Source organism: Pseudomonas marincola (genome assembly GCF_900682675.2).
In the GTDB taxonomy this organism is placed as follows: Bacteria; Pseudomonadota; Gammaproteobacteria; order Pseudomonadales; family Pseudomonadaceae; genus Aquipseudomonas; species Aquipseudomonas marincola.
The window spans coordinates 1018368-1041117 of sequence record NZ_LR215729.2; the positions used below are offsets into that span (position 1 = coordinate 1018368).

19 protein-coding genes are annotated in these 22750 nt (G+C 58.4%); 8 read left to right on the forward strand and 11 right to left on the reverse strand.

Features of this window, described 5'->3' with window-relative positions; all coding sequences use genetic code 11:
- Positions 1-78: 78 nt before the first annotated feature.
- The 3 genes from PMYSY11_RS04665 (at position 79) to PMYSY11_RS04675 (ending at position 1885) form a co-directional block, all read left to right on the forward strand.
- Complete coding sequence (locus tag PMYSY11_RS04665; protein ID WP_150548441.1) at positions 79-555, forward strand: nuclear transport factor 2 family protein; 477 nt, start codon at positions 79-81, stop codon at positions 553-555.
- 1 nt (position 556) lies between these two features.
- Positions 557-883, forward strand: a complete 327-nt coding sequence (locus tag PMYSY11_RS04670) for a GIY-YIG nuclease family protein (RefSeq protein ID WP_172970662.1) — start codon at positions 557-559, stop codon at positions 881-883.
- Positions 884-949: 66 nt separating this feature from the next.
- Positions 950-1885, forward strand: coding sequence for a glutathione S-transferase family protein (locus tag PMYSY11_RS04675; RefSeq protein WP_150548442.1), 936 nt, complete (start codon positions 950-952; stop codon positions 1883-1885).
- Between the two features lie 240 nt (positions 1886-2125).
- On the opposite strand, the gene yejK is transcribed toward PMYSY11_RS04675, so the two are convergent.
- Together yejK and PMYSY11_RS04685 are read right to left on the reverse strand one after the other, a co-directional pair.
- Entirely contained in the window at positions 2126-3133 is a 1008-nt protein-coding gene (yejK, locus tag PMYSY11_RS04680; RefSeq protein WP_069901167.1) for a nucleoid-associated protein YejK, read from the reverse strand.
- A 79-nt stretch (positions 3134-3212) separates the two neighbouring features.
- Positions 3213-4556, reverse strand: a complete 1344-nt coding sequence (locus tag PMYSY11_RS04685; RefSeq protein WP_150548443.1) for a TAXI family TRAP transporter solute-binding subunit — start codon at positions 4554-4556, stop codon at positions 3213-3215.
- Between the two features lie 220 nt (positions 4557-4776).
- On the opposite strand from PMYSY11_RS04685, the gene PMYSY11_RS04690 reads away from it, so the two are divergent.
- A complete protein-coding gene (locus PMYSY11_RS04690) occupies positions 4777-5061 on the forward strand; it encodes an encapsulin-associated ferritin-like protein (RefSeq protein WP_069901171.1) in 285 nt (94 codons plus the stop codon).
- Between the two features lie 75 nt (positions 5062-5136).
- Here PMYSY11_RS04690 and PMYSY11_RS04695 read toward each other — a convergent pair whose 3' ends face one another.
- Both PMYSY11_RS04695 and yjeH read right to left on the reverse strand, forming a co-directional pair.
- Positions 5137-5616, reverse strand: a complete 480-nt coding sequence (locus PMYSY11_RS04695) for a GNAT family N-acetyltransferase (RefSeq protein ID WP_069901173.1) — start codon at positions 5614-5616, stop codon at positions 5137-5139.
- On the reverse strand, positions 5613-6890 hold the full coding sequence (yjeH, locus tag PMYSY11_RS04700) for an L-methionine/branched-chain amino acid transporter (RefSeq protein WP_150548444.1): 1278 nt from the start codon (positions 6888-6890) through the stop codon (positions 5613-5615). The genes PMYSY11_RS04695 and yjeH overlap by 4 nt, the downstream gene beginning before the upstream one ends.
- 171 nt (positions 6891-7061) lie before the next feature.
- Between yjeH and PMYSY11_RS04705 the strand changes: the two genes are divergently transcribed.
- The 4 genes from PMYSY11_RS04705 (at position 7062) to PMYSY11_RS04720 (ending at position 12622) form a co-directional block, all read left to right on the forward strand.
- The gene (locus PMYSY11_RS04705; RefSeq protein ID WP_069901177.1) at positions 7062-7478 is read left to right on the forward strand and encodes an Lrp/AsnC family transcriptional regulator; all 417 of its coding nucleotides are present in this window, start codon (positions 7062-7064) and stop codon (positions 7476-7478) included.
- A gap of 8 nt (positions 7479-7486) precedes the next feature.
- Positions 7487-8707, forward strand: coding sequence for an exonuclease subunit SbcD (gene sbcD, locus PMYSY11_RS04710; protein ID WP_069901282.1), 1221 nt, complete (start codon positions 7487-7489; stop codon positions 8705-8707).
- Between the two features lie 87 nt (positions 8708-8794).
- Positions 8795-9034 (forward strand): type II toxin-antitoxin system ParD family antitoxin, encoded by a 240-nt coding sequence (locus PMYSY11_RS04715; protein ID WP_197737966.1) that lies wholly within the window; start codon positions 8795-8797, stop codon positions 9032-9034.
- A gap of 153 nt (positions 9035-9187) precedes the next feature.
- Positions 9188-12622 (forward strand): AAA family ATPase, encoded by a 3435-nt coding sequence (locus tag PMYSY11_RS04720; protein ID WP_150548446.1) that lies wholly within the window; start codon positions 9188-9190, stop codon positions 12620-12622.
- 437 nt (positions 12623-13059) lie between these two features.
- Here the strand turns inward: PMYSY11_RS04720 and PMYSY11_RS04725 are convergent, their stop codons facing one another.
- The 7 genes from PMYSY11_RS04725 to PMYSY11_RS04755 form a co-directional block, all read right to left on the reverse strand.
- Complete coding sequence (locus PMYSY11_RS04725) at positions 13060-13977, reverse strand: haloalkane dehalogenase (RefSeq protein ID WP_150548447.1); 918 nt, start codon at positions 13975-13977, stop codon at positions 13060-13062.
- 584 nt (positions 13978-14561) lie between these two features.
- Positions 14562-15578, reverse strand: a complete 1017-nt coding sequence (gene rlmF, locus PMYSY11_RS04730) for a 23S rRNA (adenine(1618)-N(6))-methyltransferase RlmF (RefSeq protein WP_150548448.1) — start codon at positions 15576-15578, stop codon at positions 14562-14564.
- Between the two features lie 23 nt (positions 15579-15601).
- Positions 15602-16162: a TVP38/TMEM64 family protein gene (locus PMYSY11_RS04735; RefSeq protein ID WP_150548449.1), complete on the reverse strand. Its 561-nt coding sequence runs from the start codon at positions 16160-16162 to the stop codon at positions 15602-15604.
- A 26-nt stretch (positions 16163-16188) separates the two neighbouring features.
- Positions 16189-16491, reverse strand: coding sequence for a winged helix-turn-helix domain-containing protein (locus PMYSY11_RS04740; protein ID WP_069901189.1), 303 nt, complete (start codon positions 16489-16491; stop codon positions 16189-16191).
- 32 nt (positions 16492-16523) lie between these two features.
- On the reverse strand, positions 16524-17900 hold the full coding sequence (gene nhaD / locus PMYSY11_RS04745) for a sodium:proton antiporter NhaD (protein WP_150548450.1): 1377 nt from the start codon (positions 17898-17900) through the stop codon (positions 16524-16526).
- Positions 17901-18251: 351 nt separating this feature from the next.
- A complete protein-coding gene (nhaC, locus tag PMYSY11_RS04750) occupies positions 18252-19718 on the reverse strand; it encodes a Na+/H+ antiporter NhaC (RefSeq protein WP_150548451.1) in 1467 nt (488 codons plus the stop codon).
- A gap of 75 nt (positions 19719-19793) precedes the next feature.
- Positions 19794-22646 carry a valine--tRNA ligase gene (locus PMYSY11_RS04755; RefSeq protein WP_150548452.1) on the reverse strand — a complete coding sequence of 951 codons (2853 nt, stop codon included), beginning with the start codon at positions 22644-22646 and terminating at the stop codon, positions 19794-19796.
- Positions 22647-22750 lie beyond the last annotated feature (104 nt).

Consider the following 22750-nt stretch of genomic DNA (forward strand, 5'->3'; position numbering starts at 1 on the left):
CATATCGGACGCTACCCGCGTCGACTCTTTTTGCGAGCGCTCCACACTATGACACCGACTTGCGCGCCTGGCAGCGACATGCATCCCAACGCCGAATTGATCACGCGCTTTTATCGGGCGTTTGCAGCGCTGGATGCTGAGACGATGGCCAGCTGTTACAGCGCCGATGTGCAGTTCAGCGACCCGGTATTTACCGATCTGCGCGGTGAAAATGCGGCCGATATGTGGCGCATGCTGACGTCGCGCGCGCAGAACTTCAGCGTGACCTTCGCCGATGTTCAGGCAGATGATCAGCAAGGCCGCGCCACCTGGACCGCCCGTTATCTGTTCAGCCAAACCGGCAACACCGTGGTCAATCACGTTGAGGCGCGCTTTGTGTTCAAGCAGGGCAAGATCGCTGAGCATCACGATCACTTCAATCTCTGGGGCTGGGCGCGTCAGGCGCTGGGTTTCAAAGGTCTGCTGATCGGCTGGCTGCCGCCAGTGCAGAAGGCCATCCGCGCTCAGGCGGCCAAAGGCCTTGGGCAATTTCAGGCTGCGCGCAGGGCTAAGTGATTTGGCAGAAGTGACCGACATCCAGCAACCCGCCGCAGCGGTCATCAAAGACTGGTTCGTGTACTTGGTGCGCGCCGCCAATGGTGCGCTCTACTGCGGCATCAGCGATGACCCGCAGCGGCGTTTCATCAAACACCAGAGCGGCAAAGGCGCGCGTTTCTTTTGCTCAAGCCCGGCCGTTGCCTTGGTGTATACCGAGCTTTGCCCGAGCAAAGGCGATGCGTTGCGGCGCGAGCGGGCAATCAAGCGCTTGAGCAAGGCCGCCAAAGAGGCGCTGGTTGAGGACGCTTTGGCCATAGTCACGACTGATGAGACGCCATCAGCCTAAACGACTAGGCCGATGGCAGCGTGCCGCGTAAGCTCAAGGTTTGGATTCAGCCTTGCGGAGTTGGTCATGCACGAATTGATTTTGCACCACTACCCGAACTCACCGTTCGCCGAAAAAACCCGTTTGATGCTCGGCTTCAAACAGCTTTCATGGCGTTCGGTAATGATCCCGCCAATCATGCCTAAAGACGACCTGTTGGCCCTGACCGGTGGCTACCGCAAAACCCCGGTGCTGCAAGTCGGCGCCGACATCTATTGCGATACCGCGCTGATCGCCCGTCGTCTGGATGCAGAAAAAGCCACACCGACGCTGCACCCGGCTGAAGCGGAGTTTGCGGTCGCAAGTTTCGCCCAATGGGTAGACACCGTAGTGTTTCAGCATGCCGTGAGTCTGGTGTTTCAGCCCGAGTCGATTGCCGTGCGGTTTGCCCAGGTGCCGCCTGAGTTCTTGCAGGCATTTGTCAAAGACCGCACCGCGCTGTTCACCGGCGGCTCGGCGCAACGCCTGAGTGTTGAGCAAGCCAAGCACCAATGGCCGACCATCATGCAGCGCCTGCAAGCACAGTTGGCCGCCCAGTCGGGTGATTACCTGTTTGGCGAGCCTAGCGTTGCTGATTTCTCGATGGCGCATGCGCTGTGGTTCCTGCGCGCCACGCCCGTCACCTCGCCACTGGTTGATGCCTATCCGGACGTGGTGGCGTGGCTTGATCGGGTACTCGGTTTCGGCCACGGCGCAATGAGCGAAATGAGCGGCGAAGAAGCCATCGGCGTTGCCCGTGAAGCCAACGCAGCGGCCTTGCCGGAAGAGTCTTTCAGCGACCCGAACGGCTTCAAGGCTGGTCAGCAGGTCACTATTGCCGCCACTGATTACGGCGTGGATCCAGTGGCCGGCGAATTGCTGTTCAGCGGCAGCGAAGAGCTGATCCTGCGCCGCGAAGACCCACGCGCCGGTTCGGTAAACGTGCACTTCCCGCGCTTTGGTTTTCAGATCAAACCGGCGTGATACGTTGTTAGTTGCATGGCGATAGCGGGCTTTTTGCCTGCATTCCCAAGAACCCGATTTCAGTCAGTTGGAATCGGGTTTTGCATTTCTAAACAGGCGATTTCAGGTGAGCCTTTGCCGCTCAGTTGGGTTGCCGGCATTCAGGCGATGGCGCTGCCCATCGCTAATCTCTGAAATACAAAACCCCGAGGCCAGCCAACCGGACTCAGGGTTTATATGTGCGCAGTTTTAGCCGTCTGATCAGTCTTTGCGGCGCTTCAGCTGATCGGTGAGCTGGGTCGGCAGGTTGCGGATGGTCAGGATGTCCTGCGCCTCGTCGTACTCGACCTTGGAACCCAGCAGGTGCGCTTCAAAGCTGATCGACAAGCCTTCGGCGCGACCGGTGAAACGGCGGAACTGATTGAGGGTGCGCTTATCTGCCGGAATCTCTGGGGAGAGGCCGTAATCCTTATTGCGGATATGGTCGTAAAACGCTTTGGGGCGTTCCTCGTCGATCAGTCCAGACAACGCCTCAAGCGTCATCGGCTCGCCAATTTTGGCCTGGCTGGTGGCGTAATCGACCAGCGTGTCGGTCTTGCTGCGGGCCTGCTCTTCGGGCAGGTCTTCGCTTTCGACGAAGTCGCTGAATGCCTTGAGCAGAGTACGGGTTTCGCTCGGCGAGTCAACGCCTTCCTGACAACCGATAAAGTCGCGGAAGTATTCCGACACCTTCTTGCCGTTCTTGCCCTTGATGAATGAGATGTACTGCTTGGAGCTGGAGTTGTTGCGCCACTCCGAGATATTGACCCGTGCGGCAAGGTGCAATTGGCCGAGGTCCAGATGCTTGGCTGGCGTCACATCCAGGCTGTCGCTGACGGCTACGCCTTCGCTGTGATGGAGCAGGGCGATGGCCAGATAATCGGTCATGCCTTGCTGGTAGTGGGCAAACAACACGTGGCCACCGACCGACAAGTTGGACTCTTCCATCAACTTTTGCAGGTGTTCAACTGCCTGGCGACTGAACGCGGTGAAGTCGCTGCCGCCGTCCATATAGAGTTTCAGCCAGCCACTGAAAGGGTAAGCGCCGGACTCATCATGAAAGAAACCCCACGCCTTGCCTTGCTTGGCGTTGTAGCTCTCGTTGAGGTCGGCAAGCATGTTTTCGATGGCTTGCGAGGCTTCCAGTTCAGTATCGCGGGCGTGCAATACGGCTGGGCTGCCGTCTGGCTTCTTGTCGATCAAGTGGACGATACAGTGACGGATCGGCATGAGAACTCTCGTGAAAATCTACAACAGGGAACAGCGGCGCGATGAGTGCGCCGCTGAGAATGGTCGCTAGTTTACCTGATTAAGCGCTGGCTTCGCTGTTCTTGGCGCGGCGCTTTTGCAGGGTTTTCAGGCGTTCGATCACGTAGCGCAGGTGCACGTGCAGGTCATACAGCTCGTTGGAATAAGACAGCGGCACTTCCACCCGCGCCAGCTCGTCCTGCAACGCGTCCAGACGTTTGATCTCGGCGTCGAGATGCTCGGGCAGGCTGCCTTCGTGCAGTTGGCGGTCGATCTCGCGCAGGTATTTGTACCAGCGATAAATACGTGCCCGAATCCGCCAGCGGTACAGCGGGCCGACAGCTTTGAACAACGGAAACAGCACCACCAGCAACGGAATCAGCAAAATGATGTAACGGTCGGCGAGCGAGGCAATGCGAAACGGCAAGTAGCGTTGCAGCAGCGGCAGGCCGTTCTTGTAGAAGTGCTCGGCGTCGCTGGAGAGCTTGAACGTGTGTGGGTCGGCGCTGGGAAGTTCACCGGCTTTGTCGAGCAGGGTGCCGTTCTTCATCACCGTGGTGGCCGCTTGCAGAAACAACGCGGCGAGGCCCGGATTGAAGTCTTCGTTGATCACCAGCGTGGCCATTGGCGACAAGGTCATGGTGTTCTGAGCCGGGGCATTCTGCGCCAGATTGAGCAGGCCTTCACCAACTTTGATCCCGCTCAGAAATGGCAAGCGCGCCTCGTAGGCATCCACGCGGCGAAAGTTGGCCAGAGTGATATCGGGGTTGGAGGCGATTTGTTGAATTCTCGGGCTTTCGGCCGGGCCGACAAAGAAGGCGGCGTCTACCTCGCCGGTCAGCAGCGCATTGGCCGCCTTGCTGCCGCCAATGGTTTGCCATTCGCTTGGGTAGCTGTCCGGCAGAATATCGTTGGCGCTCAAAATTGCTGACGCCACCGCCATTGTGCCGCTGTTGACGCTGCCCAGGGCCACACGCATATGTTGCAGGTCGGTGATTTTATCGAGGCTGACTTCATTGCGGTAAAACAGCCAGAGTGGCTCGTGATACACCGCGCCAAGGCTGAGCAACTTGTTCTGCTGCTGCGGCTTGAGCAACTGCTCCATGCCGCTCTGCACCAGACCGATTTGCACCTGCGGATCATCCTCCAGCAGTTTTTCGAGGTTTTCGCGCGAGCCGGTGGTGGGCTGTAGTTTCAGGTCGAAGCCTTCTTTGGCCAACTCGACTTTGAGCTTTTCGCCAAACACGCGGTACGCACCGCCTTCGGCGCCTGTGGCCATGGTGGCGTACATCGACGGCGGCGGGGCGACAAAATAAAACACGGCGCCAATCAATGCTGCGAGTACCGGCACGATCCAGAGGTTGGCCAGCAGCATGATTTTAAGATCGGTTAGTACACGGCGCATGGGGCATCCTTTTCTCGGGTCCGTCTTTAAGAATAGAGTCTAGTGGCGGCAAGCGGTATGGCTAATTTGCCATTTGCCGGCAGCGCACAGAACTTGGCACTGTGCCGGAACTCTAACTTTGCGGGCTAGATAAGCATTCAAGCTTGGCTACACTCAAATTCGCCTAGTATTTGTAATGGAATCCGCAGGTGTGCGGTTCAACGACTCCGGAGGTCACTGTATGTCGAATGAAGGCTATCACGAGCCAATTGAAGAGCTGAGTGATGAAACCCGTGATATGCACCGGGCGATTGTTTCGCTGATGGAAGAACTGGAAGCGGTCGACTGGTACAACCAGCGGGTCGATGCCTGCAAGGATGAGGAGTTGAAGGCGATACTTATCCACAACCGCGACGAAGAAAAAGAGCATGCCGCCATGGTGCTTGAGTGGATTCGCCGGCGCGATAAAGTGCTCAATAAAGAGCTCAAGGATTACATGTTTACGGATAAGCGCATCGCCCACTGACAAGGCCATGCGCAAACATTGAGGGCGAGGCTGCTGCTGCGATATGTCCGCGCAGCGACAGCCTTCACGTCTTGCCTAAATAGCTTTCTGCCAGCTCATTGCCTTGCCGGTTTCCGGGCTCAGCTCATACCCGCTGAAACCGAATGCGGTGTAGGCGGCCTGGGCAATGTGATTGCCTTGCAATACTTCCAGCGTCAACTTGCAGCAGCCCTGTTCAACAGCAATTTTCTCGGCTTCGGCCAAGAGCTGTTTCGAGAGGCCGCGACCGCGAAACTGCTGCAGCACAACCACATCATGAATGTTCAGCAGTGGCTTGCAGGCAAAGGTCGAGAAGCCTTCGAAGCTGATCAACAGCGCCGCTGGCGCATCCTCGACAAACGCCATGACCACATGAGTGCCCGGCCGCTTGGCCAAGGTGATGGCAAGATTTTGCTTAACCGCCTCATCCAGTTCCTGCTTGCCGCCCATATCATCCTTGGCATATTCATTGAGCAGGAATATCAAGGCGTCTGCATGGGCGGGCAGGCTTAAATCGGCACGAACGATGCGGCTCATGAAGTCTTCTCTTTCAGGGTGGGATTGTTTTTCTTCAGGCGCCAGCTGTTGGCAATGTCGACAAGCATCAACACGCCCAGCAGTGCCAGCGCGTAGATCGCGTCCTGGCCGAGAAACACCAGCACGCAGGCGCACAGCAAGGTACTGAATCCTGCCAGCCAGCGCCATACGCCTTTAAGCAGTATCCAGCCGGCGGCCATGCTCAGCAGATAAATCAGAATGAAGTTGCCATTGGCGTAGCGGATCAGCTGATCTATAGACAGCGACCAACTCCACGCCAGCGTTGCACAGATGGCGCAGCAAACAACTACCAACAACAGCGCCCGCGCCGGCATGCCCTGAGCGTTACGTTCGGCCAGCGCTCTTGGCAGCTTGTTTTCTTCGGCCAGGCTCCAGATCAGACGGGCAAAGCCTTGCACGTAAATATTGATCGAGGCGAAGCAGGCCAGATAGCCGATCATCGCGCTCAACCACGCCGCCTTCGGCCCCAGCACAATATGCAGCATGCGCGGCAATGAAGTGGCGTCGCTATTTACATCGCCATAAGTGCCGAAACTCAGCACGGCCACCGAGCAGGCCCAATACACGAAGCCGGCGAGCAGCACACCGAGGAGCAGGGCAATCGGGAAGTCGCGCTGCGGGTTCTTGAATTCCTCGCCCATGTGGGTGAATGCCTCGATACCGACGAAACACCAGAACATCACCCCGAGCGCTGCCGGTAGCAACTGCCATTGAGTTTGGGTCGGCAATAGCGGCTGGCTGTCGTGCGGCAAGTCGCCCAGCCACCAGATAAGTGCGACCGTTGCAATAATCGCGATGGCAATTGCGCCCTGAATCATTCCCGAAGCTTTGGCTGGCCGCTGACCGAGTATCAACATGGCCGCCAGCGTGGCGATTTGCACCATCAGCAGTTGATAACTGTTGAGGTCGAACAATGCCATCCAGAAACCGCTGGCAATATTCAGGGCCGCCGGCAAACCGACGGGCAGAACCGCCAGAAACAACAAGGCGCTCACCCGTTCCATGCGCGGGCCAAAGCCCCGGCCAATCAGGTGCGGCGCACCACCGGCATGCGGATAGTGCCGGCCAAGTTGGGCAAAGGTGAACGCCACCGGCAACACCAGAACCATCAAGATCATCCACGCCCACAACGAAGCCGGGCCGGCAGCCGTGGCGGCCAGTGCGGGCACCACAAAAACGCCGGTGCCGAGCAATGAAGTGCTTAACAGGCCGATGCCTTGCAGCAGGCTGAGTTCTTGGTTGAGGCGGCTCATGATGTATGCTCTGAGTAATGGCAACTTATTGAAAATAAACAGCCTGTAACGGCTTTAACTAATAGCCATATTAATTCGCCAGCCGTTGCAGCAGCTCCGGCAAAGTGGCGGCACTTTACGGCAAAATGACGTATTTGCCCGCCACTCTGATTTTTTTGCGTGAGAACACCTGTGGATAAATTCGATCAACAGATCATTGCCCTGTTGCGTGCCGATGCCCGCATAAGCGTGAGCCAGATCGCCCGTGAAATAAGCCTGTCGCGTTCGGCGGTGGGCGAGCGTATTCGGCAACTGGAACAGAGCGGCACGATACTCGGTTATCACGCGCGCATGGCCGAACCGTCAGCGGCAGTCAAAGCCTATCTCGAGCTGTTCTACAGCGGCGCGCGCTGCGAAGAATACGTCGAGCGCATGCGCGTGTATCCCGAGATCCGCCGCTGCAGCGGCATCAGCGGCGAGACCGACATGCTGGTGTATATCGAAGCGCCCAGCATGCATCGACTCGGTGAAATTCGCGGTGATATCGAGCAGTTTCCCGGCATCCGCAAAGTGAAAACCCATGTAATGGTCAAGGATTGGTTGATGTGAGCAAGCCCCTGCGGATTCTGCATACCTCGGACTGGCACCTCGGCCAGCACTTCATGGGCAAGACCCGGCACGCCGAGCATCAGCAGTTTTGCGCCTGGCTGATCGAACAAGTGCAAGCGCATCAAGTCGATGCTGTGCTGATCGCCGGCGATATATTCGACACCGGCGCACCGCCGAGTTACGCCCGCGAGCAATACAGCGACTTCATCGTCGAGTTGCGCCAAACCGGCTGCGCGCTGGTGGTGCTCGGCGGTAACCATGACTCAGTGGCCATGCTCGGTGAAAACAAGCGCCTGCTCGCGCAACTCGGCGCGCGGGTGATCCCATCTGTGAGCGATGATTTGGCCGAGCAAGTGCTGGTGCTTGATCACCGCGATGGCACGCCCGGTGCGGTGCTCTGCGCCATTCCGTTCATTCGCCCGCGTGATGTTCTGCTTAGCCAAGCAGGGCAGAGCGGCGCTGATAAACAGTTACAGCTGCAACAGGCCATCGCCGGGCATTACCAGCAACTGTTCGAGTTGGCCGAGGCCAAGCGCGCTGAGTTGGGTTTGCCCCTGCCAATAGTCGCCACCGGCCATCTCACCACGGTTGGCGCCAGCGCCAGCGAGTCCGTGCGCGAGATCTATGTTGGCACTCTGGAATCTTTCCCGACCAATGCCTTCCCCGCAGTCGATTACATCGCCCTGGGCCACATTCACCGGCCGCAGAAAGTTGCCGGTCTTGAACACATTCGCTACTGCGGCTCACCGATTGCGCTGAGCTTTGATGAAGCCCGCCAGCAAAAAGAAGTCTTGCTGGTTGATCTCGACTCAAGTGGTCTGCAGCAGGTCAGTGCACTCGCTGTGCCGCGCACGCAAGTGCTGTTGTCACTCAAGGGAACCCTGAAAGAGCTGCAGGCGTTGATCACAGATGCCGCCCAGCAAGGCACGGATCAGCAGCCCGTTTGGCTGGAGATTCAAGTCAGCGCGGATGATTACCTGAGTGACCTGCAAGTGCGCATCGCCGCATTGTGCGAAGGGCTGCCGGTCGAAGTGCTGCGCATCCGCCGCGAGCGTGGCGCAGCGACGACAAATTTGTTCAGCGACGCCAAAGAAACCCTCGACGAACTCAGCCCAGAACAAGTCTTCGCACAACGGTTGAGTACCGAGTCGCTGGATAAAGTGGACGAGGTGAGGCTGCAAGAGCTTTATCGTGAAATGCTTGAGCGATTGCAGAATGAGCGCGGGTGAAATTTAAGCTTGTTGGGATTAGTAAATAATCAAACTGGGAAGTGCTATTGAGTAAAAGGAGTTATGCCAACAATGGTCATGCACCGAATGACAGTCACCCTGACCGGGCAACAGGATCTGTGGAACAAAGAGCAGGTTGAGCATGGTCACTTCGACAACGACAGCGAGTATATTCGTGACCTTATTCAGTGCGTCCAGCAGGATTTGGCGCGGGTCATTGCGCTTCGACAGGCGCTGAACGCTGGAGCGTCGAGTGCTAACGCCAAGCCTCTGGAGATGAGCGGCATCAAACAAGCTGCTCGTTGTCGATTCTATTCAGAAGACTAAGTCATTCAATAAAGGTCTCGACGAGGACCGAGTCCGAAATCTTATACCTGCTGTTGCGTGGGGGAACGAGTTGCGTGCTTCATCGTTAACTATCCCCTGCACGCAGCGCCCGACAATGCCAGAATAGCGGTTCTACTGGCCTGCGACCTTTACATGAAAATCCTCAGCCTGCGCCTCAAGAATCTCAACTCGCTGAAGGGCGAGTGGAAGATCGATTTCACTGCCGAGCCATTCAAAGACAACGGTTTATTCGCGATTACCGGCCCGACCGGTGCGGGTAAAACCACGTTGCTCGATGCCATCTGCCTGGCGTTGTACCACCGTACGCCGCGCATGAGTACGGTGTCGGCGGGCAGTAATGAGTTGATGACGCGCCACACCGCCGAATGTCTGGCCGAGGTTGAGTTCGAGGTTAAGGGCGTGGGTTACCGGGCTTTCTGGAGCCAGCGCCGCGCCCGCGATAAAGCCGACGGGGCGTTGCAGGCGCCGAAGGTCGAGCTGGCGCAGATGGCAGACGGCGGCATTGTGACCGACAAGATCAACGAAAAACTGCGTGAAACCGAGCGTCTCACGGGTCTCGATTTTGAGCGCTTCACCAAGTCGATGTTGCTTGCTCAGGGCGGTTTTGCCGCCTTTCTTGAGGCCAATGCCAACCAGCGTGCCGAGTTGCTCGAGGAGCTGACCGGCACTGATATTTACGGGCAGATTTCGCAGCGGATATTCGAGCAAACCCGTGAAGTTAAAGCCGCCCTCGATCAGTTGCGGGCCAAGGCTGAAGGCTTTGAATTGCTCAGTGACGAGCAGCGTCAGCAACTCAATGCCGAGGTTGCCCAGGTTACCTTGGATGAGCAGCGCATTGGCGCAGAGCAGGCTGACCTCAACACGCAAGCGCAGTGGCGTGAGGCCAAAGCCAAGGCGCAGGCGCAGTTGCAGCAAGCGCAGCAGCAAGCAGGCGCGGCCCAGTCAGCGTTGAGTCAGGCGCAGCCGCAGTTGCAGCAGTTGGCGGCGAGTGAGCCTGCGAGCCAGTTACAGCCGCTGTACCGTGAGCAGCAACGCATCAACCGTCAGTTGCAGGGCAGCCAGACGCAGGCGCAGCAGTTGCATGATCAGCATGCCAATGTGCTGCAGCAAATCTGCCAGCAGGCGTGGCAAGGCCAGCAAATCAGCGAGCAAGCCTTGCAGGCTGAATCGGCTGCATTGCAGGCTTTGCAGCAGCGCAGCGAGGAGGTTGCTCAGCGTTTGGCGGTTCAGCCGCAACGGGCTCAGCTTGGCGCGCATCTTTCTGCGTGGGAACAGCAGTTCGGGGCTTTGCAGGCTAACCAGCAGGAGCAGGCAACTGAGCGTGACAAGCAGCAACAGCTTGATGCGCAGCTCGCTCAACTCGCGGTGCAATTAACCCAGCAGCAAACTGCGCTGAATAGCGCGCAAGGCCAACTCAAGAACGCCGAGCAGTCAGCCGCCGATGCGCAGGCCCAATGGCAGGCGCTGCTTGCCGGACAGGATGACGCCGCGTTGCGTGAGCAGTCGCAGCAACTCGCCGAGCGCGGGCGTCAGCTTGAACGTTTGGAAATGCTGCTGACACAGCGTCAACAATGGCTTGATCAGCACGCCCTGGCGCAATCGCAACTGACGTCGCAACAAGCCGAACAGGTTGAGCTCAATCAGCAGCGTGAGACCTTGCGCAGCCAGTTTGTCGACCTCAAGCAGCAGATCGCCGATAAGCAAAAGTTGCTCGAGCAAGAGCAACGTATTCAACAGTTGGAGCATTATCGCGCGGCCCTCCAGCCTGACGAGGCCTGTCCGCTGTGTGGCTCGCACGAGCACCCGGCGATTGCCGAGTATCAGGCGCTCAATCCGTCGCAAACGGCTCAGGCGTTACAGGCCAAACAGACCGAACAGGATGCCGTGCGCAGCAAGGGCGAGGCGCTGAATAAACGTCTGGGCGTGGTGGAAACGCAAATCGCTCAGGCTCAGGCGCAAATCGCTGCGGCCGAGAAGGGTTTGGGCGAGTGTGATCTGCGTTGGCAACAGGCCTGCGAGATTCTCGGCCAATCACTAACTGACACCGCTGCCTTGCAAGCTGCTCAGCACGATCACCTGCAACATGTGGCGCAGCAACAACAACGCCTGACGCAACTGGACGCGTTAAAACTCGCCGCCCAGCAAACGACAGATGCCCGCTTGCTGGCCGAGCGTGAAGTGAGTCGCTGCAATGCCGAGCTTGAGGCGCTGGTGATCAGGCAAGGCAATCTGCAATTGCGCCAACAAGACTGTGCGGCTCAATTGCAGCTGCTGCAAAACAAGCACGCGCAAGCGCTGGCGAGTCTGAACGACGCCCTGCAAACGCTGGGCTACAGCCTTCCTGATGCGCCGGCTGACTGGTTGCGCCAGCAGCGCGCGGCGTGGCAACGCTGGCAGGACGATGAGGCGGCAAGCCAGCGTTTGGTTATCCAGCAGCAAGAACAGAAGTACGCGCTACAACTGGCGCAAGAGCAGGCGCAGAACTGGCAACAGCGTTGGCTGGATCAGGCGCAGGAACCGCTCGCTGCTCTGGCGCCGGTTGCTCAGCCGCATGAGGAACTAAAGCAATTGCAGCGCAGCTGGCAAGGCGCGCAGCAACAAGCCGACCAAATCCACGGCCAGCTGCAAACCGTGCGGGCGCGTATCGAAAGCGAGCAACAGGAGCAGCAAGTCTTGAGTAAGGATTGGCTCGCCGCGCTGGCGGCCAGCCCGTTTGCTGACGAGGCGCAGTTTCTCGGCGCATTGCTTGATGATGCAGAGCGCCAGAACCTGCGTGAATTGCAGCAGCGTCTGTCGAATGATATTGCGGCGGCGCTGGCACTAGAAAGCGATTGCAACGTGCGTCTCGCCGAGCTGCAACGCACTGCACCAAACGGTGCGTTGGCCGAGTTGAGTGATGATGATCTGGCGCAGCAGCTTGTGCAGCTCAATGCGCAACTGCGCAGCCTGAGCGAGCGCCAAGGCGAGATTCGCGCGCAACTGCAAGGCGATGATGCGCGGCGATTGAGCCAGAAGCACCTGTTTGAGCAGATCGACGCGCAACAAGCCAATTACGACGTGTGGCAGCAGCTCAACAGCCTGATCGGTTCGGCGGATGGCGCAAAATTTCGCAAGTTCGCCCAAGGTCTGACGCTCGATCATTTGGTCTATTTGGCCAATCAGCAGCTTGAGCGATTGCATGGCCGCTATCAGCTGGCGCGCAAGTCTCAGGGTGAGCTGGAGCTTGAAGTTGTGGATACGTGGCAGGGCGATGTGGCGCGCGACACCAAAACGCTGTCCGGCGGCGAGAGCTTTTTGGTCAGTCTGGCGCTGGCATTGGCGTTGTCGGATCTGGTCAGCCACAAGACCAGCATCGATTCGCTATTTCTGGATGAAGGCTTTGGCACCCTCGATGGCGAGACGCTGGAGATTGCGCTGGATGCGCTGGATAGCCTCAACGCCAGCGGCAAGATGATCGGTGTAATCAGCCACGTCGAGGCGCTGAAAGAACGAATCCCCGTGCAGTTGAAAGTGCACAAAGCCATCGGCATGGGATACAGCGGTCTGGATAAGCGATTCGCTGTTTAAACACATACACCCTGCCACATCGCGGAGGATGGATAGCCCCGTCGGGGCAATCCGTCATGGCAATTTATGATCGTATCCGGGCAAGCGTTGCTTGCCTTGACGGTTAAGCCGCGGCGCGGCTTAACCATCCTCCGGGTTTCGGGTTTCCGGTCATTTGGGTTTGAGGCGTGCCACGTCACGGAGGATGGATAGCCCGGCGGGCAATCCGTCATGGCGATTTATGGTCGTATCCGGGCAAGCGTTGCTTGCCTTGACGGTTTAGCCGCAGAGCGGCTTAACCATCCTCCGGGTTTCCGGTTATCCCGTTATCCGATCATTTGGGATTGTGGCGCGTCATGTCGCGGAGGATGGATAGCCCATGGGGCAATCCGTCATGGCGATTTATGATCGTAGCCGGGCAAGCGTTGCTTGCCTTGACGGTTTAGCCGCGTCGCGGCTTAACCATCCTCCGGGTTTGCGGCGATGAAGTCGACCACCACTTCTGCCAGTTTCTCGCCCTGATCTTCCTGCAGGAAGTGCCCGCCATTGACGATGGTTGTGTGGGCCTGGCCTTGGGTGCCGGGGATTAATTTCTGCAGGAGTTTATCGCCACCGGCGGTGATCGGGTCCGAGTCACTGAATGCGGTGAGGAAGGGTTTATTCCACTTCATCAGCACTTGCCACGCCGCACGGTTTCGCTCGGCTGCGGGATCATCCGGCGTGGTTGGCACCAGCAGCGGAAATTGCCGCGCGCCTTCTTTGTACGACTCGTCGGGGTAGGGCGCATCGTAAGCTGCAATGACGGCTGGTGACAGTTCGGTGGTAGTCGCGCGACTGATGATCGCGCCTGCGGCAAATTCCGGAGTTTTCTGCGAGTACTCCTGCCAGCTCTTGAACGCATCGCCTGGATTATGATCGCCGGTGGGCAGCATGGTATTGGCGGCTACGACGCGGGCAAATCTGTCCGGGTTTTCTGCAGCCAGGCGCAGGCCGATCAAACCACCCCAGTCCTGACACACCAGTGTGATGTTGGTCAGTTTGAGTTGATCAAGCACGGCCTGCATCCAGTCAACGTGGCGCTGATAGGTGTAATCGGTGCGTTTGCTGGGTTTGTCTGAGCGGCCAAAACCAACCAGATCGGGCGCGATGACCCGATGGCCTGCGGCGACCAGCGTGGGGATCATTTTGCGGTAGAGGTAGCTCCATGACGGCTCACCGTGCAGCAGCAATACCGGCGCTGCATCGGCGGGGCCTTCATCGAGATAATGCACGCGCAATTGCCCACCTTCGCTGTCGTCGAGAGTCAGGTAGTTGGGTTTGAATGGGTAATCGGGGAGATTTTCGAACCGGCTGTCCGGGGTGCGTAGAACGTCCATGATTGAACCTCAGCGTGGGATTACCTCGCAGAATGTACCCGCGCCCGGCAGTGTTCAACCTTTCGAATGACGTGAATGTTGCCTTATCAGGTTAGCTGACGGGGGATTGTTAAAGCCTTATCCATCCAGTCGAGGCATGTCACATCGCGGAGGATGGATAGCCCCGTGGGGCAATCCGTCATGGCGATTTATGGTCGTATTCGGGCAAGCGTCGCTTGCCTTGACGGTTTAGCCGCGGAGCGGCTTAACCATCCTCCGGGTTTCGGGTTTCCGGTGATTTGGGTTTGTGGTGTGCCACGTTGTGGAGGATGGATAGCCCGGCGGGCAATCCGTCATGGCGAATTATGATCGTATCGGGGCAAGCGATGCTTGCCTTGACGGTTTAGCCGCGTGCGGCTTAACCATCCTCCGGGTTTCGGGTTTCGGGTTTCGGGTTTCGGGTTTCCGGTGATTTGGGGTTGTGGCAAGCCACGTTGTGGGGGATGGATAGCCCCGCGGGGTAATCCGTCATGGCGATTTATGGTCGTATCCGGGCAAGCGCTGCTTGCCTTGACGGTTAAGCCGCGGAGCGGCTTAACCATCCTTTATTTCCAGCGGGCTTTTACCCAGTCTTTCTGTTGCTCGGGCGTTAAGAAGGTCCATGCGACGAAGCGGCTTTGTTTCTGGCCTTGGGCCATTTCCACGGTGCGCACGTTATGGGCGCCGACTTTGCTCAGGGCACTGTAGACGCCGCCGAGGTTGCCGGCCTTGGATATCAGGGTGCTGAACCAAAACACCTGACTGGCATGTTCTGCGCTCTCTTTGATCAGGCGGTTGACGAACTCCGCCTCGCCACCTTTGCACCACAACTCTGCAGCCTGGCCGCCAAAATTCAACACCGGTAGTTTGCGCTTGGGGTCGAGCTTGCCGAGGTTGCGCCATTTGCGGGTGCTGCCGCGTGTGGCTTCTTCCGGTGATGCGTGGAACGGTGGGTTGCACAGCGTCAGGTCAAAGTAATCACCGGCGTTGATCAGGCCGGTGAATATTTGGCGGCTATCGGTTTGCTGGCGCAACTCGATGGCTTTGTCGAGCTTGTTGGCTTTGACGATTGCGCTGGCCGATGCAATGGCTTCGGCGGCGATATCCGCGCCGACAAAATGCCAGTCGTATTCACAATGGCCCAACAACGGATAAATGCAGTTGGCGCCCACGCCGATATCCAGCGCGCGAATATTACCGCCACGGGGAATCTGTTTGCCGTTGCAGCTAGCCAGCATGTCCGCCAGATAATGCAAGTAATCAGCTCGCCCCGGAATCGGCGGGCACAGGTAGTCTGCCGGGATATCCCAGTGGGCAATGCCGTAAAACTGTTTGAGCAGAGCACGGTTGAAGACTTTGACCGCCGCCGGATTGGCGAAGTCGATGCTCTCCTTGCCATACGGATTGATAATCACGAACGCCGCCAATTCCGGGCTGGATTTGATCAGCGCAGGGAAGTCATAACGGCCTTGATGGCGATTACGCGGATGCAGTTGGCCCTTGGCAGAGTCAGCTTTGCTTGGCTTTGGCGGTGCAGGTTGGCGTGGCATGGTGATCCGTTTGGGTAAGCGCAGGCTGGGCATTATTCACATTGAGGCGCGCATGGCTAGCTGATATGCAATGCCGCGCCCAGGTAGTCGAAGAATATACAGTACAGCGCCAACGGAATTGGCAGGCCCAGCAAGGTGCCTAAAAGGTAGTCGCGAAAGCGCACGCCCGAGAGCGCCAGTGCGTAATTCAGCGCCGGCACGGTCTGGAACAGCATGCGCAGCGCACTGATGCTCAGCACCGGGCGTTTATCCAGACCCGCCAGCAAGCGCTTGGCCAGTTTGTTATCCAGTTCGCGTAACGCGCTGCCGCCCATGTAGCGGATGGTGAAGTAGGTGAAGGTGCACGACAGGCATGCAGCGACGTAGGTTGCAATCCCGCCCCACAAGCGGCCCAGCGCGAGTACGGCGGCGGCGAGAAAAACCCAGCCGGGAATCTGGATCAGGTTGCCGAGTGCAAACATCAACACGAACAGCAAAAGCCCGCTGACCGGATGCATCTGAATGACCGATTTAAGCGCTTCAAGGCTGAAGTGCTGGCGCAGGCCGGTGACCTCGAACAAGGCGAACAGCGCGAGCAGAAACAGCACCACCAATAACAGTCGTTTACCTGCGCTCATTGCGCCTCCAGCGGATTACGCCAGATTCAAGGATAGCCCAATGCTGCTTTGATCTGCTTGAGGTGCGCGCCGATCCAGTGTTTGTCGATGGCGCCCCAGTTACCGATTGCATAGTTCCCGGCATTGTTGCGCTCGCCTTCCTGCTGCACGAATTGGCAGTCGATATCCAGGTCGGCCAGCGCCGCGATGGTGTCTTGGGCGGTGCGTCTGGGCATGCCGGTGGCGAGCATCAGCGCCGGTACATTGCACGCTTCGCCGCTGTCGATCAGCCACGCCACATACAAGCGTCGGTAAAAGCTGCTCTTGGTTTTGCTGATCGCTGCCGTCATCGCCTTATTGCTCCCTGTTCCATGTGCCGCGATCAAGCCAGCGTCGCCATGCCAATGTAGCAGGCAGCACCCGCGAGATAGCCGAGTAGCGCCAGCAGGCTGATCTTTTTCAGGTACCAGATGAAGTTGATGTTCTCCATGCCCATCGCCGCCACGCCGGCTGCTGAGCCAATAATCAAACAGCTGCCGCCGGTGCCTGCGCAGTAGGCCAGCAGTTCCCAGAAGTCGCCGTTCTGCACGAAGCTCTGCAGCCAGCTTGCATTTTCACCAGCGTTTGCCAGCGCTTCCGGGGTCACCAGCGGGTACATGTTCATGGCGCCGGCCACCAGCGGCACGTTATCGACCACCGAGGAGAGCAGGCCGATGGCGATGTTGATCGAGTAGATATTGCCCAGGCTGTTTTTCAGCGCAATTGCCACTTGGTCAAGGTGGCCGGCGGTTGCCAGGCTCGATACCGCCAGCAGGATGCCGAGGAAGAACAGCACGCTGGTGCTGTCGATGGTGCGCAATACGCCAACGACCGAGAGCGGATGTTTGACTTCAATGTTCTTGTCGCGGTGGATGATCGACGTCGCCACCCACATGAAACCCAGCCCGAACAAAATGCCCATGTACGGCGGCAAATGGGTGACCGACTTGAAGACCGGCACGAACAACAGGCAGCCGAGCCCCAGACACAACACCAGATTGCGCTCAAACGGCGTGGTCGGGTTGCGCAGGCTCTCTTCAGATTTGAACTCGGGTGGGCGCTCGACTTCGCCTTTAAGGCGAAAGCTCAGGTAAATCATCGGCACCAGCAGGCAGACCAGGCTGGGCAGGAACAGGTTGCCGATGATGCTGCTGGCAGTGATCTGATCGCCGATCCAGAGCATGGTTGTGGTCACGTCCCCAATCGGCGACCAGGCGCCGCCGGCGTTGGCGGCAATGATCACGATGCCGGCGAAAAACCAGCGGTCCTGCTGGTCGTCGATCAGTTTGCGCAACAGCGAAACCATGACGATGGTGGTGGTGAGGTTATCCAGTGCCGCGGAAAGGAAGAAGGTCAGCAGGCCGATCAACCAGAGCAGGTTGACGCGTTTCTTGGTGGTGATGTGGTCGGTGACGGTCTTGAAGCCTTCGTGGGCGTCGATCAGTTCGACAATCACCATGGCGCCAAGCAGGAAGAACAGGATTTCGGAGATTTCCCCGAGATGTTCGCGCAGCTGATGCACCACATATTCGGAGTTGCTGTCGTGGCCGACGCTGATATTGGCTACATGCGGAATAATCACATCGGCGCCGAGCACCAGAACGGTCCACGTTACGACAGCCGTGAGCAGCGCTGAGGCAGCTTTATCAATCTTTAACGGATGTTCGAACGCAATACACAGATAACCGAGTACAAATACCAGCGCCATCAACACATACATGATCAGAATTCCAGAGTTCGATTCTGTACGCAGGTGGTCGATTGCCGAGCTGATTGGTCAGTCGGAAGTTGGCGTCAGGCAGGCGCGCTGGCAGCGTTTAGGGCTCACCAGAGGCTATCAATACTGCGGTTGCCAGCTTTTTACTCGAGAAACTCTTGTACAGAATCTGGGCTTTTTACCGGCGGTTTAGCGCCGTGGGCTCTTGATGCGGTGAAGAAGATGCCTGAATAGCAGGGCATAAGGAAAGTGATTTATCAGAATAAGCGGCTCAGTGCAGCAAAACCGGAAAAATTACCGGATAGGCGAGCATCGGGCAGCCATGTGCAGCTGCCCGATGTGCGTGACAGTAGCTTATGCCGCTTCGCTTTCTGCGGCGTCGGCTTTGCCCGTTTCCGCCAGTGCTTTGGGCGGCCACGTGTAGGCCACGAAGATCGCCATGAACGGCATGATCAGGTTGAAAAAGCAGTACGGCAGATAGGTCAGGGTGGAAACTCCCAACGTGGCCGCCATGTAGGCGCCGCAGGTGTTCCACGGCACCAGAACCGAGGTCAGCGTGCCGCCGTCTTCGAGTGCGCGTGACAGGTAAACCGGCTCGATGCCGCGCTTCTCGTATTCGGCGCGGTACATGCGGCCCGGCAATACCAACGCAATGTATTGGTCGGCGGTAATGATATTGGTGCCAATGGTTGTGACTACGGTGCTGGCGATCAGGCTGCTGGTGCTCTTGGCCAGATGAATTGCGCTTTCGAGCAGGCGCTGGAGCAAGCCGAGCTTTTCCAGTACACCGCCAAAACACATGGCGCAGATGATCAGCCACACGGTCGTCAGCATGCTGCCCATGCCGCCTTTGGAGAGCAGGCCGTCCAGTGAGGCGTTGCCGCTGTGCGACTCGTAACCGGCGAACAGCGCCGTCCACACGGTTTTAAGCGAAGACAGACTGCCCGCTGCCGGGTCGGCCAGACGGCTCATGACATCTGGTTGGAAGATCACGGCAAACACGGCGCCGACCAGCGCGCCAATGAAAATGGCCGGAAATGCCGCGCACTGACGCACGGCCAGAAACAGCAGCATGGCCACCGGCAGCAGCAGGTACCAGCCCAGATTGAATTGGCTCTCCAGCGCTTGCAGCACCTCAGCGATGCGGCCGGTGTCATGGCTTTCTGCAGCGTTCTGCCCGAGTACGAAGAAGATCACGAACGCAATCGACAATGCCGGCACGGTGGTGCGCAGCATCAAGCGGATGTGGGCGAACAGGTCCGATCCGGCAGCGGCGGGGGCCAGATTGGTGGTGTCGGACAGCGGCGAGAGCTTGTCGCCAAAGTAGGCGCCGGAAATGATCGCCCCGGCGGTAATCGCCGGATCGAGGCCGAGACCCGAAGCGACGCCCATCAGGCCAATACCAAGCGTACCGGCGACCGTCCACGAACTGCCGATCGACAGCGCCGTCAGGGCGCAGATCAGGCAGCTGGTGATGTAGAAATATTCGGCCGAAATCAGTTTGAGGCCGAGCCAGATCATGGTGGGCACCGTGCCGGCCAGAATCCATGTGCCGATCAGCGCACCCACGGCGAGCAGAATCAGGTTGGCTTTCATGGCCAGATGAATGCCCGCCAGAATGCCTTCTTCGATGTCTGCCCAGCGCCAACCGTTTTTCAGGCCGACGACACCGGCGACAAACGCAGCGCTCATCAGCGCAATCTGGTTGGGGCCGCTGGAAGAGCTGTCGCCATACAGAAAGACCGACAGGCCAAGCAGAACGATCAGCACGCTGATCGGCAGCAGTGCATCGAAAAGAGAAGGGGAGCGCGGGTTAGACATGTCAGTACCAATTAGAAACGCCGAGGCCCGCTCTGTAGTTGGAGCGGGCCTCGGCGGGTAGTGCGGGTGAATGAATTACAGCGAGGCGATACGGGCGCGTTGCTCTGCCAGTTTGCCCAGAGCCTGTTCGGCTTCGGCCAGTTTGGCGCGCTCTTTCTCGATCACTTCAGCCGGAGCCTTGTCGACGAAACCGGCATTGCCGAGCTTGCCGCCAACACGTTTGACTTCGCCTTCGAGACGCTGGATTTCCTTGTCCAAACGGCCCAGTTCAGCCGCTTTGTCGATCAGGCCAGCCATCGGCACCAATACTTCCATGTCGCCAACCAGAGCGGTGGCCGACATCGGCGGCTCATCGCCAGCGGCGAGGATGGTGACGGACTCCAGCTTGGCCAGCTTGTTGAGCAGCGGCGCGTTTTCTTGCAGGCGGCGCTGATCTTCGCTGTTGGCGTTCTTGAGGATGATGTCGATACGCTTGGCCATCGAGATATTCATCTCGCCACGGATCTGGCGCAGGCCGAGCATCAAGGCTTTAACCCACTCGATATCACCTTCGGCGGCCGCGTCGATACGCGCCTCATTCGCTACCGGCCAGGCCTGCAGCATGATGGTGTCGCCGCTAGCGCCCGCTTGAGCCTTGATCCGCTGCCAGATTTCTTCAGTGATAAACGGCATGAACGGATGCGCCAGACGCAGCGCAACTTCCAGCACGCGAATCAGTGTGCGGCGAGTGCCGCGCTGGCGTTCGATTGGCGCGTTCTCGTCCCACAGAACCGGCTTAACCAGTTCCAGGTACCAGGCGCAGTATTCGTCCCAGATGAATTCGTACAGGGCCGAGGCGGCGAGGTCGAAACGGAAGGCGTCGAGGTGACGGGTCACAGCGGCTTCGGTGCGTTGCAGCTGCGAGATGATCCAGCGGTCGACCGACGACAATTCGACGGCTTCGCCATTGATACCAGTGTCCTGGCCATCGGTGTTCTCGATGACGAAGTTGGCGGCGTTCCAGATCTTGTTGCAGAAGTTGCGGTAACCCTCGACGCGGCCCATGTCGAACTTGATATCGCGGCCGGTCGAGGCCAGCGACAAGTTGGTGAAGCGCAGGGCGTCGGTGCCGTATGCCGCGATACCTTCCGGGAACTCGGCGCGGGTCTGCTTGGCGATCTTTTCGGCCAGTTTTGGCTGCATCATGCCGCTGGTACGCTTGGTCAGCAGGCTTTCGAGGTCGATGCCGTCGACGATATCCAGCGGGTCGAGCACGTTACCCTTCGACTTGGACATCTTCTGGCCCTGACCGTCGCGCACCAGACCGTGAACGTAAACGGTCTTGAACGGAACCTGCGGCGTGCCGTCTTCGTTCTTCACCAAATGCATGGTGAGCATGATCATCCGGGCAACCCAGAAGAAAATGATGTCGAAACCGGTCACCAACACGTCAGTCGGGTGGAAGGTCTTGAGGAATTCAGTCTGCTGCGGCCAGCCCAGTGTCGAGAAGGTCCACAGGCCCGAGCTGAACCAGGTATCCAGTACGTCTTCGTCCTGGCGCAGGGCAACATCGTCGCCCAGCTGGTTTTCGCTGCGAACTTCGGCTTCGGTGCGACCGACATAAACGTTGCCGGCATCGTCGTACCAGGCCGGAATGCGGTGGCCCCACCAGAGCTGACGGCTGATGCACCAGTCCTGGATGTCGCGCATCCAGCTGAAGTACATGTTTTCGTATTGCTTGGGCACAAACTGGATGCGGCCATCTTCAACGGCTGCAATCGCAGGCTCAGCCAGCGACTTGGTCGATACGTACCACTGATCGGTCAGCCATGGTTCGATGATGGTGCCCGAACGGTCGCCTTTCGGCACTTTCAGGGCGTGGTCATCAACGCTGACCAGCAAACCGGCGGCGTCGAAGGCTGCAACGATCTGCTTGCGCGCCTCGAAACGGTCAAGCCCGGCGAATTCTGCGGGCAGGGCGGTATCGGCTTGGGCATTGACGCTGCCGTCGATATTGAAAGCTTGTGCGTTCGCCAGCACCACTGCGTTCTTGTCGAAGATATTCAGCAGGGTCAGGTTGTGGCGTTTGCCGACTTCATAGTCGTTGAAGTCGTGCGCCGGGGTGATTTTCACACAGCCGGTGCCAAATTCAGGGTCGCAGTAATCGTCGGCGATAATCGGGATGCGACGGCCAACCAGCGGCAATTCGACAAAGCTGCCGATCAGCGACTTGTAGCGCTCGTCTTCCGGGTGCACGGCAACGGCGGCGTCGCCGAGCATGGTTTCCGGACGCGTCGTGGCGACGATCAGGTAAGTATTGCCTTCGGCGGTGGTTTTGCCGTCAGCCAGCGGGTACTTGAGGTTCCACAGGTGACCTTTCTCGTCGTGGTTTTCCACTTCGAGATCGGAGATGGCGGTGTGGAACTTGGTGTCCCAGTTGACCAGACGCTTGCCGCGATAGATCAGGCCGTCTTTGTGCAGGCGCACGAAGGCTTCTTTAACCGCGTCCGACAGGCCGTCGTCCATGGTGAAGCGCTCGCGCGACCAGTCTACCGAGGAACCGAGGCGGCGAATCTGGCGGGTGATGGTGCCGCCGGACTGCTCTTTCCATTCCCAGACTTTTTCCAGGAACTTGTCGCGGCCCAGGTCGTGACGGCTCACGCCATCGGCGGCCAGTTGGCGCTCAACCACCATTTGCGTGGCGATGCCCGCGTGGTCGGTGCCTGGCTGCCACAGCGTATTGCGGCCTTGCATGCGGCGGAAACGAATCAGCGCATCCATGATCGAGTTGTTGAAACCATGGCCCATGTGCAGGCTGCCGGTGACATTCGGCGGCGGGATCATGATGGTGTACGGCTGACCCGAACCTTGTGGGGCGAAATAGTTGTTCGCTTCCCAGTTCTGGTACAGGGAGGTTTCAATGGCGTGCGGCTGGTAGGTCTTGTCCATGCGCGGCGGGACCCTTTTGACGGCTGATCGGAAAAGCCGACAAGTATAGCGGGGAAGGGGCCTGTGGCGTAAGGGTAAGCGTCGGCAGAGGTGCTGATTATTGA

Excerpts from the sequence above, each read along its gene's own strand:
- PMYSY11_RS04665 (WP_150548441.1), top strand. The coding sequence starts at position 79 with ATGCATCCCAACGCCGAATTGATCACGCGCTTTTATCGGGCGTTTGCA.
- PMYSY11_RS04675 (WP_150548442.1), top strand. The coding sequence starts at position 950 with ATGCACGAATTGATTTTGCACCACTACCCGAACTCACCGTTCGCCGAA.
- yejK (WP_069901167.1), bottom strand. The coding sequence starts at position 3,133 with ATGCCGATCCGTCACTGTATCGTCCACTTGATCGACAAGAAGCCAGAC.
- PMYSY11_RS04685 (WP_150548443.1), bottom strand. The coding sequence starts at position 4,556 with ATGCGCCGTGTACTAACCGATCTTAAAATCATGCTGCTGGCCAACCTC.
- PMYSY11_RS04690 (WP_069901171.1), top strand. The coding sequence starts at position 4,777 with ATGTCGAATGAAGGCTATCACGAGCCAATTGAAGAGCTGAGTGATGAA.
- PMYSY11_RS04695 (WP_069901173.1), bottom strand. The coding sequence starts at position 5,616 with ATGAGCCGCATCGTTCGTGCCGATTTAAGCCTGCCCGCCCATGCAGAC.
- yjeH (WP_150548444.1), bottom strand. The coding sequence starts at position 6,890 with ATGAGCCGCCTCAACCAAGAACTCAGCCTGCTGCAAGGCATCGGCCTG.
- PMYSY11_RS04715 (WP_197737966.1), top strand. The coding sequence starts at position 8,795 with ATGACAGTCACCCTGACCGGGCAACAGGATCTGTGGAACAAAGAGCAG.
- PMYSY11_RS04720 (WP_150548446.1), top strand. The coding sequence starts at position 9,188 with ATGAAAATCCTCAGCCTGCGCCTCAAGAATCTCAACTCGCTGAAGGGC.
- PMYSY11_RS04725 (WP_150548447.1), bottom strand. The coding sequence starts at position 13,977 with ATGGACGTTCTACGCACCCCGGACAGCCGGTTCGAAAATCTCCCCGAT.
- rlmF (WP_150548448.1), bottom strand. The coding sequence starts at position 15,578 with ATGCCCAGCCTGCGCTTACCCAAACGGATCACCATGCCACGCCAACCT.
- PMYSY11_RS04735 (WP_150548449.1), bottom strand. The coding sequence starts at position 16,162 with ATGAGCGCAGGTAAACGACTGTTATTGGTGGTGCTGTTTCTGCTCGCG.
- PMYSY11_RS04740 (WP_069901189.1), bottom strand. The coding sequence starts at position 16,491 with ATGACGGCAGCGATCAGCAAAACCAAGAGCAGCTTTTACCGACGCTTG.
- nhaD (WP_150548450.1), bottom strand. The coding sequence starts at position 17,900 with ATGTATGTGTTGATGGCGCTGGTATTTGTACTCGGTTATCTGTGTATT.
- nhaC (WP_150548451.1), bottom strand. The coding sequence starts at position 19,718 with ATGTCTAACCCGCGCTCCCCTTCTCTTTTCGATGCACTGCTGCCGATC.
- PMYSY11_RS04755 (WP_150548452.1), bottom strand. The coding sequence starts at position 22,646 with ATGGACAAGACCTACCAGCCGCACGCCATTGAAACCTCCCTGTACCAG.